Here is a 19,519-nt window from a genome sequence, read left to right on the forward strand (position 1 = left end):
CATCCCGTTATTCGTGCACTGCAACATCCAGACTCAAGCTCTTACGATATGAAGTTCCAGCCCGACAGCATCAGTGTGCAATCCATCAGCGGTTACGGTCCCGGCTGGATTGGTATTGGAAGCGAAAAAATTACCACCAGCGTGGTCATCGGATCCCGCGGCGAACGCTTCAATTGGCCCTGCAACAGCTTCGACGAATTGACCGCCGAACACTTTGCCCAATTGGCGGCCCTAAACACCGAACTGGTCATATTTGGCAGCGGCGACCGCATCCGCTTCCCCCAAGGCGCCTGGATCAAGCCCCTGATTGACAAACAAACCGGCATTGAGACCATGGACACTCAGGCAGCCTGTCGAACCTACAACATTCTGGCGGGTGAAGGACGCGTAGTTGCCGTTGCACTGCTGCTTGAACCCACCTTGGAAGAACACTGAGCAGCGCCCGAAGGGTCGCGGGTGTTTTCGGGGTAAAATAGCAGGTTGCAGTCGGGGGCGCCGGAGCGCTGTCACAGGATAGTGCCCACGACTTGAGCGACGACGCATCCTGTCACACGAGATTTAAGAACTATGGCGATTGTTGTCAATAAACCCATCCCTGAATTTGAATCAAATGCCACTGGTGGCATCAGAGTATCCAACACGTCCCACCTCGGAAAAGTCGTTATTTTGTACTTTTATCCGAAGGACAACACCCCTGGCTGTACCACAGAGGCCATGCAGTTCCGGGACAAATACAAAGACTTTGTGAAGGCTGGCGCCACCGTGTTTGGTGTGTCGCGCGACAACATGAAATCCCACGACGAGTTCAAAGCCAAACTGGAACTCCCGTTTGAGTTGATCGCCGATACCGAAGAAAAAATGTGTCACATGTTCGGCGTCGTCAAGAACAAGATCATGTACGGCAAAAAGGTCAAAGGCATTGAACGCAGCACGTTCCTGATCGGTGCTGACGGCCTCGTCAAGGAAGAATGGCGCGGTCTCAAGGTGCCCGGTCATGTGGACGACGTGCTGAAAGCCGTTAAGGCACTCAACAAGACAGCCGCACTCGTTTGACGATAAATAGCGGGTGTCCGCAATGCGTGCCTTGACGCATGCAAAGTTTATGCATAATGGACGCATGCCGTTGAAAATCGCAACCGTGCTCCCCGAAAAAGCCGCCTTGGCCTCAAGGCGGCTTTTTTGCTTTTAAAGCCTGAATTCAATCCACTTTTAGCGAGCAAACATCCCTATGCCATTGCCAACCGCCCCCGCCAAACGCGCTGCGTTGCTGTCCGAGCAAGACTACGATGTGCCGGCAAGGACACAGCCTAAAGCCCGCAAGACTGAATCCTTGCTGGCTGAGCGCCCTGTTTCAGAAAAACCCCAGGCGCGGGAACTGCCCCTGCGCACTGATGTTGCCGGACAAGCCGTCGCCTTCATGGAAAAGAGCGCGCCTGAAAGCCGCGCAAAGACGCCCCGATCGGACACATCAGCGCGCAAACTTCGCCCCGAAATCAAAGTCGTAGCCGAAGTCAGCGGCAAAAAGACAAAGCACAATGGTCCGAGCAAACTGTTTGTGCTGGACACCAACGTGTTGCTGCACGACCCCATGTGCCTTTTCCGCTTCGAGGAACATGACATCTTTCTTCCCATGATTGTTCTGGAAGAACTGGATGCCCACAAAAAAGGCATGACCGAGGTTGCCCGCAACGCACGACAAACCAGCCGCACGCTGGACGCCTTGGCCGGCCATCAGGACGCAGACATCACCACCGGTTTGCCTCTGAGCACCACGGGCCACCGGGAAGCGGGCGGCAAGTTGTTCTTCCAGACGCAGCTCCTGAACTACACCTTGCCCGCCAGCCTGCCCCAAGGCAAGGCCGACAACCAGATTCTGGGCGTCGTGGAGGCACTGCGCCAGCAACATGCCCCGCGTGAAGTGGTACTGGTGTCCAAAGACATCAACATGCGGGTCAAATCGCGTGCCTTGGGTCTGGCCACCGACGATTACCAGAACGACAAGACCCTGGAAGATGGCGACTTGCTGTATTCGGGCGCCATTGCCTTGCCCGGGAATTTTTGGACGACACACGGAAAAACGGTGGAAAGCTGGCAGCAAGGGGCACATACTTTTTACCGCATCACCGGCCCCATCGTCCCCAACCTGCTGATCAACCAGTTTGTCTATTTCGAGTCCCCCGGTGAGCCCAGCCTGTATGCCCGTGTGACGGAAATTCGTGGCAAAACCGCCGTGTTCAAAACACTGAAGGATTTCACCCACCTGAAGAACTCGGTTTGGGGCATCACCACGCGAAACCGTGAGCAAAACTTTGCCATGAACCTGCTGATGGATCCAGAAATTGACTTTGTCACTTTGACGGGCACGGCGGGCACCGGTAAAACGCTGATGGCACTGGCCTCCGGCCTGACTCAGGTCCTGGACGATCGGCGCTATACCGAAATCATCGTGACGCGCGCCACCGTAAGCGTTGGCGAGGACATCGGCTTTCTGCCCGGCACGGAAGAGGAAAAGATGGGCCCCTGGATGGGCGCGCTGGATGACAACCTCGAAGTCTTGGGCAAGACCGACACCAGCGCCGGCGAATGGGGCCGCGCCGCGACCAGTGAACTTATTCGCAGTCGCATCAAGATCAAGAGCATGAACTTCATGCGGGGACGCACCTTTCTGAACAAGTACGTCATCATCGATGAAGCGCAGAATCTGACACCCAAGCAGATGAAGACGCTGATTACCCGCGCGGGCCCCGGCACCAAAATCATTTGCATGGGTAACCTGGCGCAGATTGACACGCCATACCTGACGGAAGGCTCTTCCGGCTTGACCTTTGCGGTGGACAAATTCAAAGGCTGGCCGCACGGCGGGCACATTACCCTGGCGCGAGGTGAACGTTCACGGTTGGCGGATTTTGCGAGTGAAGTTTTGTAGTTTTTCATCCTCTCTTTATTGCACGCCTCTTTCGTTCAAAAGAGGCGTGCGGGCGAGATGAAGAAAAAATAGCTACAAACTTTATAGCTACTCAGGCAATCTATTCGAGGGCTAGCGGCCAAATTGGCTTAATAGTCACCGCTTCCACCTGACGCCAAGGACTCAAACTTGGTAATCTTATTCAGGAAAGCAAGCTTCACCACACCTGTCGGGCCATTCCGCTGTTTGGCAATAATGACCTCCGCGACGCCTGGCTCCTTGCAGGCATCCTTGGTGTAGTACTCATCGCGGTAGATGAACATAATGATGTCCGCATCCTGCTCAATCGCACCCGACTCCCGCAAGTCACTCATCATGGGGCGCTTGTCTGGGCGCTGCTCCACGCTTCGGTTGAGCTGAGAGAGCGCAATCACGGGGCACTGTAGCTCCCTGGCCAACATCTTCAGTCCGCGCGATATTTCACCCAATTCGGTCGCACGGTTCTCCCCGTCACTGGATGAACCACTCATGAGTTGCAAATAGTCAACCACAATCAAGCCCAACTTGCCGCACTGGCGCGACAAGCGGCGAGCGTTGGCACGGAGTTCGCTGGAGGTCAAACCTGCAGATTCATCGATATGCAGGGAAATCGTGCGCAATTTCTCAATCGCTTCGGTCAAACGCGGCCATTCTTCATCGGACAATTTACCGGTACGCAAATGGCCTTGGTCAATGCGGCCGATCGAGCCCACAATCCGTACCGCGAGCTGCGCGGCGCCCATTTCCATCGAAAACACGGCAACCGGTAGCCCTTCGTTCAGTGCTACATGCTCAGCAATATTGATGGCCAGCGCTGTTTTACCCATCGAGGGCCGGGCCGCGAGTACGATCAGGTCGCCGGCCTGAAAACCGGCCGTCATCCGGTCCAGGTCATAAAAGCCAGTCGGCACACCGGTCACATCATTCGGGTTGTCCGCCATCTCCTGCACCCGGTCAAGCAGATCAACCACCAGCGTATCCATGGACTGGAAGCCTTGTTTTGTGCGAGCACCTTCTTCCCCGATGTTGAAGATCTTTTGCTCAGCCTCATCCAAAATGGCGGCCACGGGACGGCCTTTGGGGTTGAACGCATTGGTGGAAATTTCGTCACTGGCAGTTACCAGCTTGCGCAGAATTGAACGCTCACGAACGATTTCGGCATAACGCCGAATATTGCTGGCGCTGGGCACATACTGCGCTAGAGAATTGAGGTAAGCCAGCCCGCCAATTTCTTCTGCCTTACCATGATTTTGCAATTGCTCAAATACCGTGATGACGTCAGCCGGTTTGGAGCCATTGATCAAAGCGCCAATAGCCCCATAAACCATCCGGTGCTCGTAGCGGTAGAAGTCACCATCGACTAACAAGTCACCGACACGGTCCCACGCGCCGTTGTCCAATAACAGGCCGCCCAACACGCTGGACTCGGCCTCGATGGAATGCGGTGGTATGCGCAATTGCGCTACTTGTCGATCTTGACCGTAGTCGTCACCGACGGCAGTGAGTACAGCAGACATGCAGTTTTCCTTTGGGCTTTTGATGCTACGCCACCGCTTGTCTGGCGTCGAGTGAAATGCTGGGCATAAGCCTTTTATAAGCTGTGCACAAACTGTGGAAATTCCGGGACAAACCACCCCCAAAATGCAAAAGCCGCCAGGATTTGCACCCCGGCGGCTTCTGAATGGGTCTCAGCGGTTTAAGCTGTTTCGCCGTAGACCGAGACTGTGATATCAACAACCACATCGGTGTGCAATGCCACGCCGACTGTACTGTCGCTAACAATCTTGATCGGACCATTGGGCATGCGAATTTGCGCCTTGGACACCTTGAAGCCGTTCTTGGTCAGCTCTTCAGCGATGTCGGCGTTGGTCACGGAACCAAACAGGCGACCGTCCACACCGGCCTTTTGGGTCAGCTTGCAGGTCGTGCCAGCCAGTTTTTCACCCAAGGCTTGGCATTCAGCCAACTTGACGGCAGCGGCCTTTTCCAATTCAGCGCGCTTGGCTTCGAATTGCAGTTTTGCCGACTCCGTGGCGCGACGGGCGCGGCCAGAAGGAATCAGGAAGTTGCGGGCGTAGCCATCTTTAACACGAACGATTTCGCCGAGATTGCCAAGGTTCACGACCTTGTCGAGCAGAATGATTTGCATGGTCGTAATCCTTAGATCTTGTGCTGGTCGCTGTACGGCAGCATCGCGAGGAAACGCGCGCGCTTGATAGCGGTGTTGAGCTGGCGCTGGAAAATGGCACGGGTACCAGTCAGGCGCGCGGGAATGATTTTGCCATTTTCAGCAATGAAATCACGCAGTGTGTCGATGTCTTTGTAATCGATCTCTTCGACGCCAGTCACGGTAAAGCGGCAAAAGCGCTTGCGCTTGAACAGCAGGTTCTGGGCTGGGCGCTTGGGGCGCTTGTCTTTATTGTTGAAACGTTTTGGTCCGGCCATGATGGACTCCTTAAATTTTTACGAATTAGCTAATCTTGCTGAAATTCTTGAATATGAAACACGACATGTTTGCCGTTGCGAGGTGTCGCCAGAAAACCGTTGAATTTCCAGGCACTGCCTATGGCTTGTTTGACAAGCCGTTCAGCCATTGCACCAAAAGCCACCGCTTTCATTGTTGCCTTAACCTGTCTTGTCTGCCCTGCTTCCTGCATGTCCGACTCGTGCTCGAGTCTCATGTTCAGTGCGGGCAATCCGGCTGGCGTATATCGCAGAGCATCAAGCTCAACAATACAGGCAGTCAGAACAAGCTGGTTGACAACGTGATTCACACCCCTCGACGACAAAGAAGTCGTTAAGCCTGGTACTCAGCCTGTTGGGTCTTGCGGGCGTCTTCGCGTTCGACAGTCTTCATCATCGAAGAAGGACCAGTGTCGGCCTTTTTCTTCAAAACTGTCAGGTGACGCAAAACGGCATCATTGAATTTGAACGCATGTTCCAGTTCAGACATCACGGCCTGATCGGCTTCGATGTTGACACAAAGATAATGGGCTTTTGCAAGCTTATTGATCATATAGATCAACTGGCGACGGCCCCAATCTTCAACACGATGCACTTTGCCGCCGCCGGCCGTGATCATGCCTTTATAACGTTCCAGCATGGCGGGAACTTGCTCGCTCTGATCCGGATGGATCATGAGAATGATTTCGTAATGACGCATTGATACTCCTTGTGGATGGCCCAGGTTTAGGCAGAAAAAGCCACCCTCAGCGTCTAATTGAGGTGTGGCAAGGCGAAACCCAACATTATATGCCATGTGAAGGCAATGATCGGGGACGCGACAAAAGGCTGACAAGCACGGTGACCACAACGCCCGCAAGAACGCCAAATACCCCGGCAGAAATTGGTTGAATGGCAAACCACAGACCCGGCCCCTTCAAACCCATGGCGGATCTAACGATGGCGGCATTCACCGCCATGTAGTAAATCGTCAATCCGAGTCCCGAGATCATCCCGCATACGGCGGCCTTTCGTGTCGTCCTGGACCAGAATATTCCCAGCACCATCACAGGCGCAAACGCGGCCCCCGCCAGAGAAAATGACGCTGCTACAAGATAAAGGATGTCGGCCGGCCGCTGAGCAGCCACATACGCGGCTGCTAGCGCAACGACCAGCAGCGCAAACTTTGACAACATCACGCTACGCACCGCACCGGCCCGATCGCTTTCTCCGCGATAGAAAAGATCATGCGCCAACGCGTTTCCTATGGTCAGCAGGAGGCCGTCCGCTGTGGAAAGCGCGGCAGCCAGTCCACCCGCAGCAACAAGACCCGACACAACATAGGGCAATCCACCTAGCTCAGGTGTTGCCAGCATCACGATATCCGCACCCAGTTTGAGTTCGGCAAACTGGAGGATGTGGTCCCCATTGACATCACTGACCATAATCAGCGTTGGGTCTACTTTCGCCCACTGCGCAATCCACGCAGGCAAAGAGTCAAAATTCTGGCCGACCAGATGACTCATGACCTCGAATTTCACCAGTACGGCCAAAGCCGGCGCGGACAAATACAGCAAGGCTATGAAAAACACAGACCAGGCCACGGAGGTTCGAGCTTCTGCTACGGTACGGGTTGTATAAAAGCGGGTCAAGAGGTGGGGCAACCCGGCGGTACCCACCATCAGGCAAAACATCAGCGCCAAAAAATTCCGCCGGGAAACATCGAAAGCCTGCTGTTCATCCCGGCTCCCCTGCGGGTCGCCGGCAAAAGGCTTAACGTGCAATGGCATGCCACCCAAAGGTTTGGCCCGATCCAGGTTATCCTGCATAGCACGTGCCCAACGCTCCCGAGCAGTTACGCCATCCTTGGGTAGTGCCGCCAACTCGCGCCTCGCCGCAACAATGACCGATTCATCAGCCCGCCCCTCGTTCAACAAGCGAACTCTTTCCCGCAAAGCATTGCGATCACGCTCCAGTGACGCATCCACGTTTTGCAGCTTCATCTCATAGTCTCGCGCGCGCCGGGCGTATTCATTGATTACCTGCAACTCCGCTGGCGAATGGACAAGTTGTTGCTCCAGTTCAGTAATTTTCTGCAATTGCTGACCATAAACAAACGGTGCCAACGGATTGCCAAGCTGCTTGTAGGCCAGCCATGAGACCGGAATCAGGAAGGCCAAGATCAGAACCACATACTGCGTCACCTGCGTCCAGGTCACCGCTCGCATGCCCCCGAGAAATGAGCAAACCAGAACGCCACCAAGCCCCAAAAGAATGCCAATTTCAAACTGAACTCCCGTAAGTCGTGAGGTAATCAGTCCTACGCCATAGATCTGCGCCACAACATAGGTGAAGGAGCACAGCACGGCGGCAAAAGCTGCGATCAGTCGCGGCCAGCGGCCGCCAAAACGGGCGCCGAAATAATCGGGAATGGTGTACAGGCCCAGCTTCCTCAAATAGGGCGCAACCAGGAGCGCAACCAGACAAAAGCCCCCTGTCCAACCCAGTACATAAACGAGCCCTCCAGGTTGCGACTCTGTGCCGGAAAAGCCCTGCAGGTAAAGTCCACCGGCCATGCTGATAAACGACGCGGCACTCATCCAATCTGCGGCCGTCGCCATGCCGTTATAGACTGCGGGAATGCTGCGTCCGGCCACGTAGTACTCGGCCGCATCCGAAGTGCGGCCATAGATACCAATCACAGCGTACAAACCCACCGTGGCGAACAGAAAAATGGCGCCAACCCAGGTCTTTTTCAGCCCCCACTGCTCAGCCAGGGCCAAGGCCAGCAAGAACAGCAGCAAGCAAACGACGTAGGTGGCAAATTTGCGATGCAGGCGACGCTTGTAGGCGGCGTACGCAAGGTCGTTTGTAGAGTTTTCGCCATCGCGCTTGTTGGCAATCCAGGCGAACACAGCGACGATGGCTATAAAAATGAACACGCTGCCCTGCGCAGCAAACCAGTAGCCCAAAGGCCAACCGCCGACAATCATCTGCAGATCACGGGCGAAGAATACGACGCCGAACGACGCCGCAAACCAAATCAGAAGTAGCCAGCCGTGCAAGCGGAAACCACCAGATATCGGTTTGAACTCGCCCGCCTCTGCCGCTGGATTCAACATCTCCACATCATGGCACCCCGTGATGCCACGAACCATAGGTGAATACTATTGCCCGGCCAGCTGTTTCCAGGTCGCAATCACGGAGTCCGGGTTAAGAGAAATTGACAGAATCCCTTCATTTTTCAACCACTCGGCAAAGTCTGGGTGATCGCTGGGGCCCTGACCGCAAATGCCGATGTACTTGCCCTGAGCCTTACAGGCATTGATAGCCATACTGATCAGCGCTGTGACTGCAGGGTCACGCTCGTCAAAGTCAGCGGCCAACAATTCGAGGCCGGAATCACGATCAAGCCCGAGCGTGAGTTGGGTCAAATCGTTGGATCCAATGGAGAAACCATCGAAGTACTGCAGAAATTCATTCGCCAAAATAGCATTGCTGGGGATCTCGCACATCATGATGATCTTCAAACCATCTTCACCCCGTTTCAGTCCATGCACGGCCAACAGATCGGTGACTCGTTTGGCTTGTCCCAGTGTTCGGACGAAAGGCACCATCACCTGAACGTTGCTCAAACCCATGTCCAGACGAACACGCTTGAGTGCCTCGCACTCCATCGCGAATGCCTCGCCAAAATCAGCACTGAGATAACGCGCTGCACCGCGGAAACCAAGCATGGGGTTTTCTTCTTCCGGCTCGTAACGGCTGCCACCAATCAGTTTGCGGTATTCATTGCTCTTGAAATCCGACAAGCGCACGATCACTGGTTTGGGCCAGAATGCGGCGCCAATCGTGGCGACACCTTCTGCGACCCGGTCCACATAAAAAGCACGCGGCGAAGCATGGCCACGAGCAACAGATTCCACTGCTTTCTTCAAATCCGCATCGACATTGGGATAGTCCAGGATGGCCTTGGGATGCACACCAATATTGTTATTGATGATGAACTCCAAGCGAGCCAAACCGACGCCTTCATTGGGCAACTGGCAGAAGTCAAACGCAAGCTGCGGATTGCCGACGTTCATCATGATCTTGACGGCAATTTCAGGCATTTCGCCGCGCTGAACTTCGGTGACTTCAGTTTCCAGCAAGCCGTCGTAAATGAACCCGGTGTCACCTTCGGAGCAGCTGACTGTCACCAGCATGCCGTCCTTGAGAACCTCGCTCGCATCACCACAACCGACCACGGCCGGGATACCCAACTCACGCGCGATGATGGCGGCGTGACAGGTCCGCCCGCCACGGTTCGTCACAATGGCCGCGGCCCGCTTCATCACCGGCTCCCAGTTGGGGTCGGTCATGTCAGTCACAAGAACGTCGCCGGGCTGCACCAGGTCCATCTCGCTGATGTTGTGCACGATGCGAACCGGACCGGTACCGATCTTCTGGCCAATCGCCCGTCCTTCGACGATCACCGCGCTTTTGCCCTTGAGCTTGTAGCGATACTCCGCCTTGCCTGCAGCCTGGCTTTTCACCGTCTCAGGGCGGGCCTGCAAAATATAGAGTTCGCCGTCCAGACCGTCTTTACCCCATTCAATGTCCATGGCACGACCATAGTGCTGCTCAATCACCAACGCATAAGCAGCCAGCTTCTCGACATCAGCATCGGTCAGCGAATAGCGATTGCGCAGTTCGGTGGGAACGTCTGTGGTTTTGACAAGTTTGCCGCTGGCCGCTTTTTCCTCAGGCGTTGTGAACTGCATCTGGATCAATTTGGAGCCCAGACTGCGGCGAATCACGGCGCGCTTGCCGGCCTTGAGCATCGGTTTGTGCACGTAAAACTCGTCAGGGTTCACAGCGCCCTGCACTACGGTCTCGCCCAGTCCATAGCTGGAGGTGATGAACACCACGTCCTGAAAACCGGATTCGGTGTCGATGGTGAACATGACGCCCGCCGCTCCGAGATCGGAGCGCACCATGCGCTGAATGCCCGCACTCAAGGCCACATGCTCGTGCGCAAAGCCCTGATGTACACGGTAGCTGATGGCGCGGTCGTTATACAAAGAGGCGAAAACCTCTCTCACTTTGTGAAGTATCTCTTCGATACCAGTCACGTTCAAAAAGGTTTCCTGCTGCCCCGCAAATGAAGCGTCCGGCAAATCCTCGGCGGTGGCTGACGAGCGCACCGCAAAGGAGGCTTGCGGATTGTCCGAGCTCAAGGTGACAAAGGCATCGCGAATGGCCTGCTCAAGGTCGGCGGGGAATGGCTGGGCCTCTACCATGGCGCGAATCTTGGCGCCAACCTGCGCCAGCGCCCTCACGTCTTCAGTATCCAGTGCACTCAGAAGCGCATTGATTCTGCCGCCGAGGTCTTCGAAGGCCAGGAAACCCCGAAAGGCATGAGCCGTCGTTGCAAAACCGGTAGGGACTTTGACGCCTGTGGGCAAGTTCGAAATCATTTCGCCGAGGCTGGCGTTTTTACCGCCAACCGACTCGACGTCGGTCATTCTCAGGTTCTCAAACGGTACGACCAGGGCGGTCGAATTGAAAAGTGCAGACATGGGGAAGCTCCAGAGTTTAAAAACGGTTCGACGCATAAAGCCACGCGCTCTGGTGCGCAGGCAATGCCCATGTGCGTGATCTGGCTTTGTTGTTGTTCTAGTGAGTCAGCGCAGCGCATGGAAAAATTGGGAGTAGGTTAGCATTATTGTAGGTGGCGAACCGGATCACAATGCCGGGAGTCCTTACAGAAGACTGAAAGCCACCGAGCCCTTTACCATCTACCCATCATGCCCAATCGAACTGTTTTCTATATTTCCGACGGCACAGGGATCACCGCAGAAACCTTTGGGAACGCCATCCTTGCCCAGTTTGAGACCACATCGCGTCACGTACGCCTGCCCTTTGTTGACTCTGTCGACAAAGCTCACCAGGCCGTCCGCAAGATCAATCATGCAGCGATAGTGGACGGCAATAGACCGATTGTTTTTACAACGCTGGTCAATATGGAGGTGCTCAAGGTCATTACGGAAGGCTGTCAGGGAATGCTGCTGGACATGTTTGGCACCTTCGTGCGTCCACTTGAGACAGAACTCCAGATCAAATCCAACCATCGGATTGGCCGCTTCAGCGATGCCAGCAAGAGCAAAGAATATCAGTTGCGCATAGAAGCCATCAACTTCTCATTGGCCCATGATGACGGCCAGTCACACCGCGATCTTGAACAGTCGGATGTCATTCTGGTGGGTGTCAGCCGAAGTGGAAAGACGCCGACCTCGCTTTATCTGGCGATGCAATACGGGCTCAAGGCATCCAACTACCCTCTGATTCCAGAGGACTTTGAACGCCGGCATTTACCGCCTGCGCTAAAAGAGCACAAGAACAAGCTCTTCGGTCTGACGATCCAGCCCGAACGCCTGAGCGAAATTCGCAACGAGCGCCGGCCCAACTCCAAGTACGCCTCACTGGAAAACTGCCGTATGGAGGTGAGTGAAGCGGAAACCATGATGAAACGATCGGGCATACGCTGGTTATCTACCACGACCAAGTCAATCGAAGAGATCGCGACGACCATCCTGCAAGAAATCAAGCCGGAACGGCTGGCTTACTGATCTGGCGCGATAGTCGGACGGCACAACAGTCGCCAGGTCAGCGGCCCCCCCGAACAGGGGATTCCCCCATTCTGTTCGCAGGAGTCTGACGACATCGCCTTGAACGCCGGCGTGGCTCGACACACACGCCTCTACAGCAGCGCCGGACAGCAGGGACGCCGCAAGAGTCGCCGGGGTGTACTCCAAATAACACCGTTATTTCATCATCAAGGCCTGAAATACTACAATACAATTCTAAATGCCAACGATTCGCATTTATAATTAATTTGTATCAAAATTCAAGCCAGCCAGACCGCGCACTTATTTTTGGCGCTTGCGGATTCAGCCAGCCAGCCACTCCCTGAACCTGACTACAACCATGTCCAAACGCTCAAAAATACAGCAAAAACAGGCTCTAACCCCCGTGTCTATTGCGCAACAAGCTATCAACAAAGTAGCAAAACCATCCCCCCTGCTCCCCTTGGGTGCGATGCTGCTCGCGGGCTCCATGAGCGCCATGGCCCAACAATCGCCGACTGATGCAGACAAGACGCTAAAACCCGTCGTGGTCAAGGAAAAGGCCGAATCCCCGGAAGGCAAGGACGCCTTGCGCGCCACAGCCACCACCATCGGCAAAGGCAAGCAGTTGCTGCGCGACATTCCGCAGTCAGTGACCGTTGTCACCGAAAAACTGATTGACGACCGCAACCTGGACACCGTCAAAGAGGCGCTGAAAAACACCAGCGGCATCTCCTTCCTGGCGGCCGAAGGCGGCGAGGAGGACATTCGCCTGCGCGGTTTCTCCTTGCAAGCCACCGGCGATATTTTCATTGACGGCATGCGCGATCCGGCGTTTTATGAACGCGATACCTTCAATTTGGACCGCCTGGAAGTCTTGCGCGGCTCGGCCTCCATGCTGTTTGGTCGCGGCTCCACTGGCGGCGCGGTCAACCAAGTGAGCAAGCAGCCCCGCACCATTGATGAAAACGAGATTACGACCACGCTGGGCAGCCACAACTACCGCCGGGTCACGGGTGACTTCAACATCCAGACCGGGGAGAACGCCGCCCTGCGCATCAACGCGATGGTCACCGAAGCCGACAACAATGGCGCCGGCAGCAGCCTGGACAAGAAAGGCATTGCCGCCACCTACCGCTTTGGCATCGGCACCGCCGACGAATTCTCTGTGGGCTTGTACGACCTGCAAAACAACAATGGCATGAACTACGGCATGCCGTGGATCCGGCCTACGGCAACGTCCCCGGCATCAGACACCACGCTCATCGACAAACTCGACCCCAGCGCTTACTTCGGCATGGCCAGCGATTACAACGCGGGCAGTGCCAAGCACGTGACCGCCAGCCACACCCACCGCTTTCAAGACGACAGCGAACTGAAAACCACCATCCGCAAAGGCAGCTTTGAGCGCGACCAGCGGGCGGGAACGGTGCGCTTGTGCCAACGAACGACCAATGCAACAACCGGCGTGGTCAGCAACCCGCAATGCCCTACAGCAACCGTTTCGCTCGACACCTTTAATCCATCTACCATTCTGACGCGCGGTACCCAACTGAAAATTCAGGATCTGGACACGCTGTATTTTCAGACCGATTACAGCGCCAAGTTCAAGGCGCTGGGCTTGCAACATGAACTGTTGGCCGGTGCCGACTACGCCAGCGAAAAACGCCAGGTGTTTGGTGCCCGCACGGCAGCCCAGGGCGGCCTCAACCTGATCAAACCCACCACGACGGCAGGCACCCCTAATGACGGCGCATCCATCGCCGAAGGTTCTCGCGTGCTGCGCCAAACCAACCAGTTCGACTCCACCGGTTATGGCTTGTATGTGCAAGACCTGGTGCAGGTGGCGCCCCACTGGAAGTTACTGGCGGGCCTGCGCTATGACAACCTGACCGGCGACTACAGCACCTTCAATATTCCCACCGGCGCGGCTGGTCCGGTCACCACCAGCAGCTACTCCATGAATGTGTCAGAAGTCAGCAAGCGCGTGGGTGTCTTGTACCAACCCAATGAGTTGCACTCCTACCATTTCTCGGCTGCCACCTCGTTCAACACATCGGGTGAGGCGTATTCACTCAGCGCGACCAATCAGGATATTCCGCCGGAACAAAGCATTAACCTGGAGTTGGGCGCCAAACTCGACTCGGCCGACAAACGCTTTACCACCCGCCTGGCGCTGTTCCACTCGACCAAGCTGCATGAACGCAACACCGACCCGCTGGTCAACCTGGTCACCCTCTCCGGCAAGCGCCATGTGGCGGGGTTTGAGGTGGACATGGCGGGGAAATTGACGCCGCAGTGGGAAATTTACGGTTCCTATATGTGGATACCTGAGGCCAACATCGATGAAGGCGTGGCCGGCTCTGAAGGTCAAGGCACACGCCCCTCGCTCACCCCTGAGCACAGCGGCACGGTATGGAACACCTACCAGATCACCTCGCAATGGCGCGTGGGCCTGGGCGTGAACTTCCGCGGTGAGCAAACCCCCATTCGCAACCCCGGCTGGACGGTGGACGGCTACGTGACCGGTGATTTGATGGCCGAGTACAGGATCAATGACCAGTTCACGCTCAAAGGCAATGTGAACAACATCACCAACAAACTCTACGCTGATGCGCTGTACACCGGTCACTACATTCCTGGCGCGGGCCGCACGGTACAACTGACCCTCAACGCCAAGTTCTAAACCTGTCAAACCAACGCCATGCTGCTCCATATCCCCGACATCCTGACTGCCGATGAAGTGCGCCGTGCCCAGAACCTGCTGGCCAGCGCGCCGTGGGGTGATGGGCGACCGGGCGCTGGCGTGCAGGCAGCCCAGGTCAAAAACAACGAGCAGCTGCCGCATGATTGCGACGCGGCCCGAGAGATACGCACCACGGTCTTGCGCGGCTTGGACGCCAACCCACTGTTCTTTTCAGCGGCCTTGCCCAAGAGAGTGTTTCCGCCCCGCCTGAATCGTTATGGCGGCGACAGCAATTACTACGGCAACCACATCGATGGCTCGGTGCGCTACTTGCCAGGCACTGGCCAGCGCGTCCGCACCGATGTGTCGTGCACCGTGTTTTTGTCCGACCCCTCCGACTACGACGGGGGGGAACTCTGTGTCGCGGACACGTACGGCGAACAAGCCGTCAAGTTGCCAGCCGGTCACATGGTGCTATACCCCGGCACCAGCCTGCATCAAGTCAAACCGGTAACGCGTGGCCATCGTCTGGCCTGCTTTTTCTGGATTGAGAGCATGGTGCGCAGTGATGAGCAGCGCCGCCTGCTGTATGAACTGGACATGAATCTGCTGCGTCTGCGCGAGCGCCATGGCGAAACCGACGAGACCACCGGGCTGACCGGCTGTTATCACAACCTGCTGCGCATGTGGGCAGATACCTGAAGGAGAACCCGCTATGGAATTCGTCTCAACCCTGGGCGTCAGCCTGGCTCTGGTGCTAGGGTCTGCCTGGTGGATATTTCGCAAATAGACCCTGCCCTCCCGTGACACGGCAAGCTCCTAAACTATGACCTTTACTCAGCCCCTCCAAATATTGCCTGGCATGAACCGCAACGTCGTCATCACCCTTAGCGTGGTGGTTTTTCACGTGGCCGCGCTATGGGCTCTGCAAACCGGCTTGCTGCGTCGGGCGGTCGAACTCGTTGTGCCCGCCGAAATCCTGGTCGAATTCATTGAGCCACCCGCCCCCAAAGTAGTGCCACCGCTGCCAGCGCCCCCCGCACCGGTCAAACAACCGGTCGCCAAAACACCAACGCCGGTCAAGACCGTTACACCCCAGCCACTGGCCATTGCCGACCCGACGCCATCACCCAATGCGCCGGTTGGCGTCATCGAACCTGCCCCGGTCGCGCCGCCGGTTGCAGCCCCCGTGGCCGTGGCAGCACCGGCACCTGCCCGCGTCGAATTGCCGTCCAGTGACGCCGATTACCTGCAGAACCCCAAGCCGCCCTACCCATCCATGAGCAAACGACTGGGCGAGCAGGGCAAGGTTGTCGTGCGGGTTCTCATCGGCTTGGACGGCACGGCGCAAAAAGCGGAAATCAAACAATCCAGCGGGTTTGACCGCTTGGACCAATCCGCATTGGCCACCGTACTGCGCTGGCGCTACGTGCCGGGCAAGCGGGCTGGCGTTGCGGAGGCCATGTGGTTCAACGTGCCCATCAACTTCGTCCTCGAATAATTTTTTCATTTTTTCTGGAGTATTTATGAATTCGCAACTTGGCCTGATCAACGTCTGGAACCAGGGTGACTGGGTCACCAAAACCGTGGCCCTGGTACTGCTCATCATGTCCTTGGCGTCGTGGATCGTCATCATTCTGAAGGCCTTGGACATTCTTAAATACAAGAAACTGGCAACAAGCACCGAAGACTTCTGGCACAGCGAAGACCTGGCCACCGGACTGGCTCAGCTGGGCGGTGACGACAGCAATCCGTTTCGTCAATTGGCGCTGGCCGGACGTGAAGCCACGGCCCACCACCGCAACACCAAAGTGCAGTTGCACGACACGCTGGACGCCAGTGACTGGATCACCAGCAGTCTGCGCAACTCGATCGACGCCAGTACGGCTCGCCTGCAATCGGGTCTCGCGGTGCTGGCATCGGTCGGTTCAACGGCTCCGTTTGTCGGCTTGTTTGGCACCGTCTGGGGCATTTACCACGCCCTGCTGGGCATTGGCGCAGCCGGACAGGCCACCATTGACAAAGTCGCAGGCCCCATTGGTGAGGCGCTCATCATGACGGCGCTGGGTCTGGCGGTGGCGATTCCGGCCGTGCTGGGCTACAACGCACTGGTGCGGGGCAACAAGTCCATCCTGACCAAACTCAACCGCTTCGCTCATGACTTGCACGCCTATTTCGTCACCGGTGCCCGCGTCAACAGCGGCGACAGCAAAGTCGTGCCGATGAAGAAAGCATAAGGAAGACATCATGGCTTTTGGAACACAAGACGAACCCGATGAGGTGATGAACGAGATCAACATGACGCCGCTGGTGGACGTCATGCTGGTGCTGCTCATCATCTTCATCATCACCGTGCCGGTGATGAAGCACGCGGTCAACGTGGATTTGCCGCGAGCCACTAACCAGGCGCAAGACACCAAGCCGGAGACCGTCCGCCTGAGTGTGGATGCGCAAGGCAGCTACTACTGGAACGATGCCAAAGTGGACGATGCCAATCTGCCCGCTTTGCTGCAGATTGAGGCCGCAAAAAATCCCCAACCCGATTTACACATTCGCGGGGACAAAGAGGTGCGTTACGAGCGGGTGGCACAGGCCATGGCCGCAGCGCAACTGGCCGGGGTCAGAAAGATAGGCTTCATTACCGAACCGAAGAACTGAGATCAGGACTTCAAGATGCAAGCGACCGATCAAGTGCCACAGCGACTCCCCTTGCCGGTCAGACCGAGCTTGCGCCGACCGTCCGGGGACTCGCTCGAACCCGTGCGAAGCACAGACCTGCTCAAGGGGCAGAAATCGGTCGTGATCGAGCACAACGGTTCAATCTACCGTCTGCAGGCGACCAAGCTGGGCAAGCTGATTTTGACGAAATAAAGTAGACGTGAACTGGACCCGAGAGATGATCGTCCTGGAAGAGTTGCATCTCGATGAAGTCAACAAGATGCTGCGCAAGCCAGGTGCCATCGAGCCGCTCAAACAATAACCGCCCGCGAGGCGGTGCCTGGCTTCCCGAGCTGTTTTCAGTCGCCGCCCGGCTCCATGTGCGACTGCAGGTAGTTCGGCAGGGTGACGTTCGCGATCAGGCTTTGCTGCGTTTCCAGCCAGTCGATCGCGCCTTCGCAGTGTTCCAGCAGGTCCTCCAACAGGTCGCGGCTGACGTAATCCTGCAGCGTTTCGCACAGTGCAATGCTCTCGATCAGCAGGGGGCGCTGAATGTCGCGCTCGTACGTGAGATCGCCGCTCAAGCACTCGACGACCTCTTCGCCAATCAGTAGTTTGCCGAGGTCTTGCAGATTGGGCAGGCCTTCGAGGAAAAGGATGCGCTCGATGACCTCGTCGGCCTCCTTCATGACGCGGATCGACTGCTTGTACTGGTAGTCGTTGAGTTTTTCCAGACCCCAGTGGCGGAACATGCGGGCGTGCAGAAAATACTGGTTGATCGAGGTCAGCTCGTTTTTCAGCACCTTGTTCAGAGCTTCGATGATTTTGTTGTCGCCTTGCATTGCGATGCTCCTTCAGGAAGGTTGACCGGGTTTCATCTGGCTCTGCTGGTAATTCTGCAGGCCGACGAGGCCAATCAGCTTGATCTGCTTTTCCAGGTAATAGGCGTGATCCATTTCAGTGTCTTCCAGCTGCACGCCCAGCATGTCGCGGCTTACATAATCCTGGGCTGTTTCGCAGGCAGCCATCGCCTTTTTCAGATCACCGGCGACCTTGTATTCGAGGTTCAGGTCGGCCTTCAACATGTCCGGCACGTTGGCACCGACGTTCAGCCCGGCGCGTTTTGCCAGATTGGGCGTGCCTTCCAGAAACAGAATGCGCTGGATCAGGGCGCGGGCATGCAGACGCTCATGCTCCGATTCGTGCAGACTTTTTTCAGCCAGATGGGGCAAACCCATGTCGGCGTACATCTCGCCATGGATCAGATACTGGTCCACGGCAGTCAGTTCGCCAGCGAGCAGCTCATTAAGGATGTCGATGATTTTTTTGTTGCCTTGCATGAGGTACTCCTGGTATGAAGGAAAGTGAGATTGGCTGGCCCAACAATTCATTCTAGGCTGGGCCCGTGACTTTTCAAACCAGACAAAGGCCGTGACCGCTTATTTCGGCGTTGGTTGCGCCGCATCGTTTAGATCGGTTTGCTCAGCGTCGCTTGACGTGACAGTGACCGGATAGATGCGCAAAGCAGCGAGCGCCACCGGCTGCTCGACCATCACGCACGGCTTGCCGGTGCGCTTGCAGTGGTCTTGTACCCGCCAGTAGGCACCATGGCTGACACAACCGGTCTGGCAGATCACCAGGTCGGCCGCGCTCAGGCTGGACTCAAGGGCCGCACCGTCTTCGCCGTCAACCCCATCGTGTCGCAGAAAGTGCCCACCGGCCATCTCGACCACCTGCCGGGCCACCCCGGCGCCTGATCTGTCCTGACCGATGCACAAGACCGACTTCTCGCGCAGGTCCGCACGGGACGCTACGCCGGTTGCGAGTCCCCGCCACGCCAGCGCCGTATCGCGGATGATCAACTTCGGCGCGCAGGCGCATGCACTGCGCCTGCAGGTGCGCGATCTCGCCCGCCTGCGCCCGCACCAATTCGCTACAGCGCGCCTGAACCTGGCCGTATTGCATGACCAGCACGCGGTGCTCGCGAACCATGTTTTCGAAATCCTTCGAGGACACGCTCATCTCATGTGTCGCTCAGCAAAGTGTTGGTCATTGACAGGCCTTTCATGCTCGGCTCCAGAAATGTAATTTTTACTTTTGCAGCTGCCTGACATTTTAAATGCAAATAATTCTCGTTTAGAATTAAAACACAACTTCTTCTCAACACAGCGCCACCCGCGG

19 protein-coding genes and 1 pseudogene are annotated in these 19,519 nt (G+C 56.4%); 10 read left to right on the plus strand and 10 right to left on the minus strand.

Annotated elements, in window-relative coordinates:
* The first annotated feature begins 48 nt into the window (after positions 1-48).
* From C5P05_RS05300 to C5P05_RS05310, 3 genes are all read left to right on the plus strand, one after another.
* Positions 49-435 (plus strand): Mth938-like domain-containing protein, encoded by a 387-nt coding sequence (locus C5P05_RS05300; RefSeq protein ID WP_114968806.1) that lies wholly within the window; start codon positions 49-51, stop codon positions 433-435.
* Between the two features lie 132 nt (positions 436-567).
* Entirely contained in the window at positions 568-1,053 is a 486-nt protein-coding gene (locus C5P05_RS05305) for a peroxiredoxin (RefSeq protein WP_114968807.1), read from the plus strand.
* A gap of 175 nt (positions 1,054-1,228) precedes the next feature.
* A complete protein-coding gene (locus tag C5P05_RS05310; protein WP_114968808.1) occupies positions 1,229-2,926 on the plus strand; it encodes a PhoH family protein in 1,698 nt (565 codons plus the stop codon).
* Between the two features lie 128 nt (positions 2,927-3,054).
* On the opposite strand, the gene dnaB is transcribed toward C5P05_RS05310, so the two are convergent.
* The 7 genes from dnaB to ppsA form a co-directional block, all read right to left on the minus strand.
* On the minus strand, positions 3,055-4,461 hold the full coding sequence (gene dnaB / locus C5P05_RS05315) for a replicative DNA helicase (RefSeq protein ID WP_114968809.1): 1,407 nt from the start codon (positions 4,459-4,461) through the stop codon (positions 3,055-3,057).
* Positions 4,462-4,640: 179 nt separating this feature from the next.
* On the minus strand, positions 4,641-5,093 hold the full coding sequence (rplI, locus tag C5P05_RS05320; protein WP_114968810.1) for a 50S ribosomal protein L9: 453 nt from the start codon (positions 5,091-5,093) through the stop codon (positions 4,641-4,643).
* An 11-nt stretch (positions 5,094-5,104) separates the two neighbouring features.
* Entirely contained in the window at positions 5,105-5,389 is a 285-nt protein-coding gene (gene rpsR, locus C5P05_RS05325) for a 30S ribosomal protein S18 (RefSeq protein WP_011464487.1), read from the minus strand.
* Between the two features lie 29 nt (positions 5,390-5,418).
* On the minus strand, positions 5,419-5,718 hold the full coding sequence (gene priB, locus C5P05_RS05330) for a primosomal replication protein N (RefSeq protein WP_114968847.1): 300 nt from the start codon (positions 5,716-5,718) through the stop codon (positions 5,419-5,421).
* A 23-nt stretch (positions 5,719-5,741) separates the two neighbouring features.
* Positions 5,742-6,107 (minus strand): 30S ribosomal protein S6, encoded by a 366-nt coding sequence (rpsF, locus tag C5P05_RS05335; RefSeq protein ID WP_114968811.1) that lies wholly within the window; start codon positions 6,105-6,107, stop codon positions 5,742-5,744.
* An 85-nt stretch (positions 6,108-6,192) separates the two neighbouring features.
* The gene (locus tag C5P05_RS05340; RefSeq protein WP_114968848.1) at positions 6,193-8,508 is read right to left on the minus strand and encodes a VC_2705 family sodium/solute symporter; all 2,316 of its coding nucleotides are present in this window, start codon (positions 8,506-8,508) and stop codon (positions 6,193-6,195) included.
* A gap of 45 nt (positions 8,509-8,553) precedes the next feature.
* Positions 8,554-10,947, minus strand: a complete 2,394-nt coding sequence (gene ppsA / locus C5P05_RS05345) for a phosphoenolpyruvate synthase (RefSeq protein WP_114968812.1) — start codon at positions 10,945-10,947, stop codon at positions 8,554-8,556.
* Positions 10,948-11,175: 228 nt separating this feature from the next.
* On the opposite strand from ppsA, the gene ppsR reads away from it, so the two are divergent.
* The 7 genes from ppsR (at position 11,176) to hemP (ending at position 17,551) form a co-directional block, all read left to right on the plus strand.
* The gene (gene ppsR / locus C5P05_RS05350) at positions 11,176-11,997 is read left to right on the plus strand and encodes a pyruvate, water dikinase regulatory protein (RefSeq protein WP_114968813.1); all 822 of its coding nucleotides are present in this window, start codon (positions 11,176-11,178) and stop codon (positions 11,995-11,997) included.
* 358 nt (positions 11,998-12,355) lie between these two features.
* Positions 12,356-14,680, plus strand: coding sequence for a TonB-dependent receptor (locus tag C5P05_RS05355; protein ID WP_114968814.1), 2,325 nt, complete (start codon positions 12,356-12,358; stop codon positions 14,678-14,680).
* Between the two features lie 18 nt (positions 14,681-14,698).
* Entirely contained in the window at positions 14,699-15,382 is a 684-nt protein-coding gene (locus C5P05_RS05360; RefSeq protein ID WP_114968815.1) for a Fe2+-dependent dioxygenase, read from the plus strand.
* A gap of 124 nt (positions 15,383-15,506) precedes the next feature.
* Positions 15,507-16,181, plus strand: coding sequence for an energy transducer TonB (locus C5P05_RS05365; RefSeq protein ID WP_420130724.1), 675 nt, complete (start codon positions 15,507-15,509; stop codon positions 16,179-16,181).
* 25 nt (positions 16,182-16,206) lie between these two features.
* The gene (locus tag C5P05_RS05370; protein ID WP_114968817.1) at positions 16,207-16,917 is read left to right on the plus strand and encodes a MotA/TolQ/ExbB proton channel family protein; all 711 of its coding nucleotides are present in this window, start codon (positions 16,207-16,209) and stop codon (positions 16,915-16,917) included.
* Between the two features lie 10 nt (positions 16,918-16,927).
* The gene (locus C5P05_RS05375; protein ID WP_114968818.1) at positions 16,928-17,338 is read left to right on the plus strand and encodes an ExbD/TolR family protein; all 411 of its coding nucleotides are present in this window, start codon (positions 16,928-16,930) and stop codon (positions 17,336-17,338) included.
* A 15-nt stretch (positions 17,339-17,353) separates the two neighbouring features.
* Positions 17,354-17,551: a hemin uptake protein HemP gene (hemP, locus tag C5P05_RS05380; protein ID WP_114968819.1), complete on the plus strand. Its 198-nt coding sequence runs from the start codon at positions 17,354-17,356 to the stop codon at positions 17,549-17,551.
* Positions 17,552-17,697: 146 nt separating this feature from the next.
* Here hemP and bfr (C5P05_RS05390) read toward each other — a convergent pair whose 3' ends face one another.
* The 3 genes and pseudogenes from bfr (C5P05_RS05390) to C5P05_RS05400 form a co-directional block, all read right to left on the minus strand.
* Positions 17,698-18,180, minus strand: coding sequence for a bacterioferritin (bfr, locus tag C5P05_RS05390; RefSeq protein WP_114968820.1), 483 nt, complete (start codon positions 18,178-18,180; stop codon positions 17,698-17,700).
* Positions 18,181-18,192: 12 nt separating this feature from the next.
* Positions 18,193-18,678, minus strand: coding sequence for a bacterioferritin (gene bfr / locus C5P05_RS05395; protein ID WP_114968821.1), 486 nt, complete (start codon positions 18,676-18,678; stop codon positions 18,193-18,195).
* A 99-nt stretch (positions 18,679-18,777) separates the two neighbouring features.
* Positions 18,778-19,360, minus strand: a pseudogene (locus C5P05_RS05400) (DUF2325 domain-containing protein).
* Between the last annotated feature and the right edge of the window lie 159 nt (positions 19,361-19,519).

This window comes from Rhodoferax ferrireducens (assembly GCF_003347515.1).
Taxonomy (GTDB): Bacteria; Pseudomonadota; Gammaproteobacteria; order Burkholderiales; family Burkholderiaceae_C; genus Rhodoferax.

Excerpts from the sequence above, each read along its gene's own strand:
- C5P05_RS05375 (WP_114968818.1), top strand. The coding sequence starts at position 16,928 with ATGGCTTTTGGAACACAAGACGAACCCGATGAGGTGATGAACGAGATC.
- C5P05_RS05310 (WP_114968808.1), top strand. The coding sequence starts at position 1,229 with ATGCCATTGCCAACCGCCCCCGCCAAACGCGCTGCGTTGCTGTCCGAG.
- C5P05_RS05305 (WP_114968807.1), top strand. The coding sequence starts at position 568 with ATGGCGATTGTTGTCAATAAACCCATCCCTGAATTTGAATCAAATGCC.
- bfr (WP_114968820.1), bottom strand. The coding sequence starts at position 18,180 with ATGCAAGGCGACAACAAAATCATCGAAGCTCTGAACAAGGTGCTGAAA.
- rpsR (WP_011464487.1), bottom strand. The coding sequence starts at position 5,389 with ATGGCCGGACCAAAACGTTTCAACAATAAAGACAAGCGCCCCAAGCGC.
- C5P05_RS05355 (WP_114968814.1), top strand. The coding sequence starts at position 12,356 with ATGTCCAAACGCTCAAAAATACAGCAAAAACAGGCTCTAACCCCCGTG.
- rplI (WP_114968810.1), bottom strand. The coding sequence starts at position 5,093 with ATGCAAATCATTCTGCTCGACAAGGTCGTGAACCTTGGCAATCTCGGC.
- C5P05_RS05365 (WP_420130724.1), top strand. The coding sequence starts at position 15,507 with ATGACCTTTACTCAGCCCCTCCAAATATTGCCTGGCATGAACCGCAAC.
- bfr (WP_114968821.1), bottom strand. The coding sequence starts at position 18,678 with ATGCAAGGCAACAAAAAAATCATCGACATCCTTAATGAGCTGCTCGCT.
- C5P05_RS05370 (WP_114968817.1), top strand. The coding sequence starts at position 16,207 with ATGAATTCGCAACTTGGCCTGATCAACGTCTGGAACCAGGGTGACTGG.
- C5P05_RS05300 (WP_114968806.1), top strand. The coding sequence starts at position 49 with ATGAAGTTCCAGCCCGACAGCATCAGTGTGCAATCCATCAGCGGTTAC.
- C5P05_RS05340 (WP_114968848.1), bottom strand. The coding sequence starts at position 8,508 with ATGTTGAATCCAGCGGCAGAGGCGGGCGAGTTCAAACCGATATCTGGT.
- rpsF (WP_114968811.1), bottom strand. The coding sequence starts at position 6,107 with ATGCGTCATTACGAAATCATTCTCATGATCCATCCGGATCAGAGCGAG.
- ppsA (WP_114968812.1), bottom strand. The coding sequence starts at position 10,947 with ATGTCTGCACTTTTCAATTCGACCGCCCTGGTCGTACCGTTTGAGAAC.
- ppsR (WP_114968813.1), top strand. The coding sequence starts at position 11,176 with ATGCCCAATCGAACTGTTTTCTATATTTCCGACGGCACAGGGATCACC.
- dnaB (WP_114968809.1), bottom strand. The coding sequence starts at position 4,461 with ATGTCTGCTGTACTCACTGCCGTCGGTGACGACTACGGTCAAGATCGA.
- C5P05_RS05360 (WP_114968815.1), top strand. The coding sequence starts at position 14,699 with ATGCTGCTCCATATCCCCGACATCCTGACTGCCGATGAAGTGCGCCGT.
- hemP (WP_114968819.1), top strand. The coding sequence starts at position 17,354 with ATGCAAGCGACCGATCAAGTGCCACAGCGACTCCCCTTGCCGGTCAGA.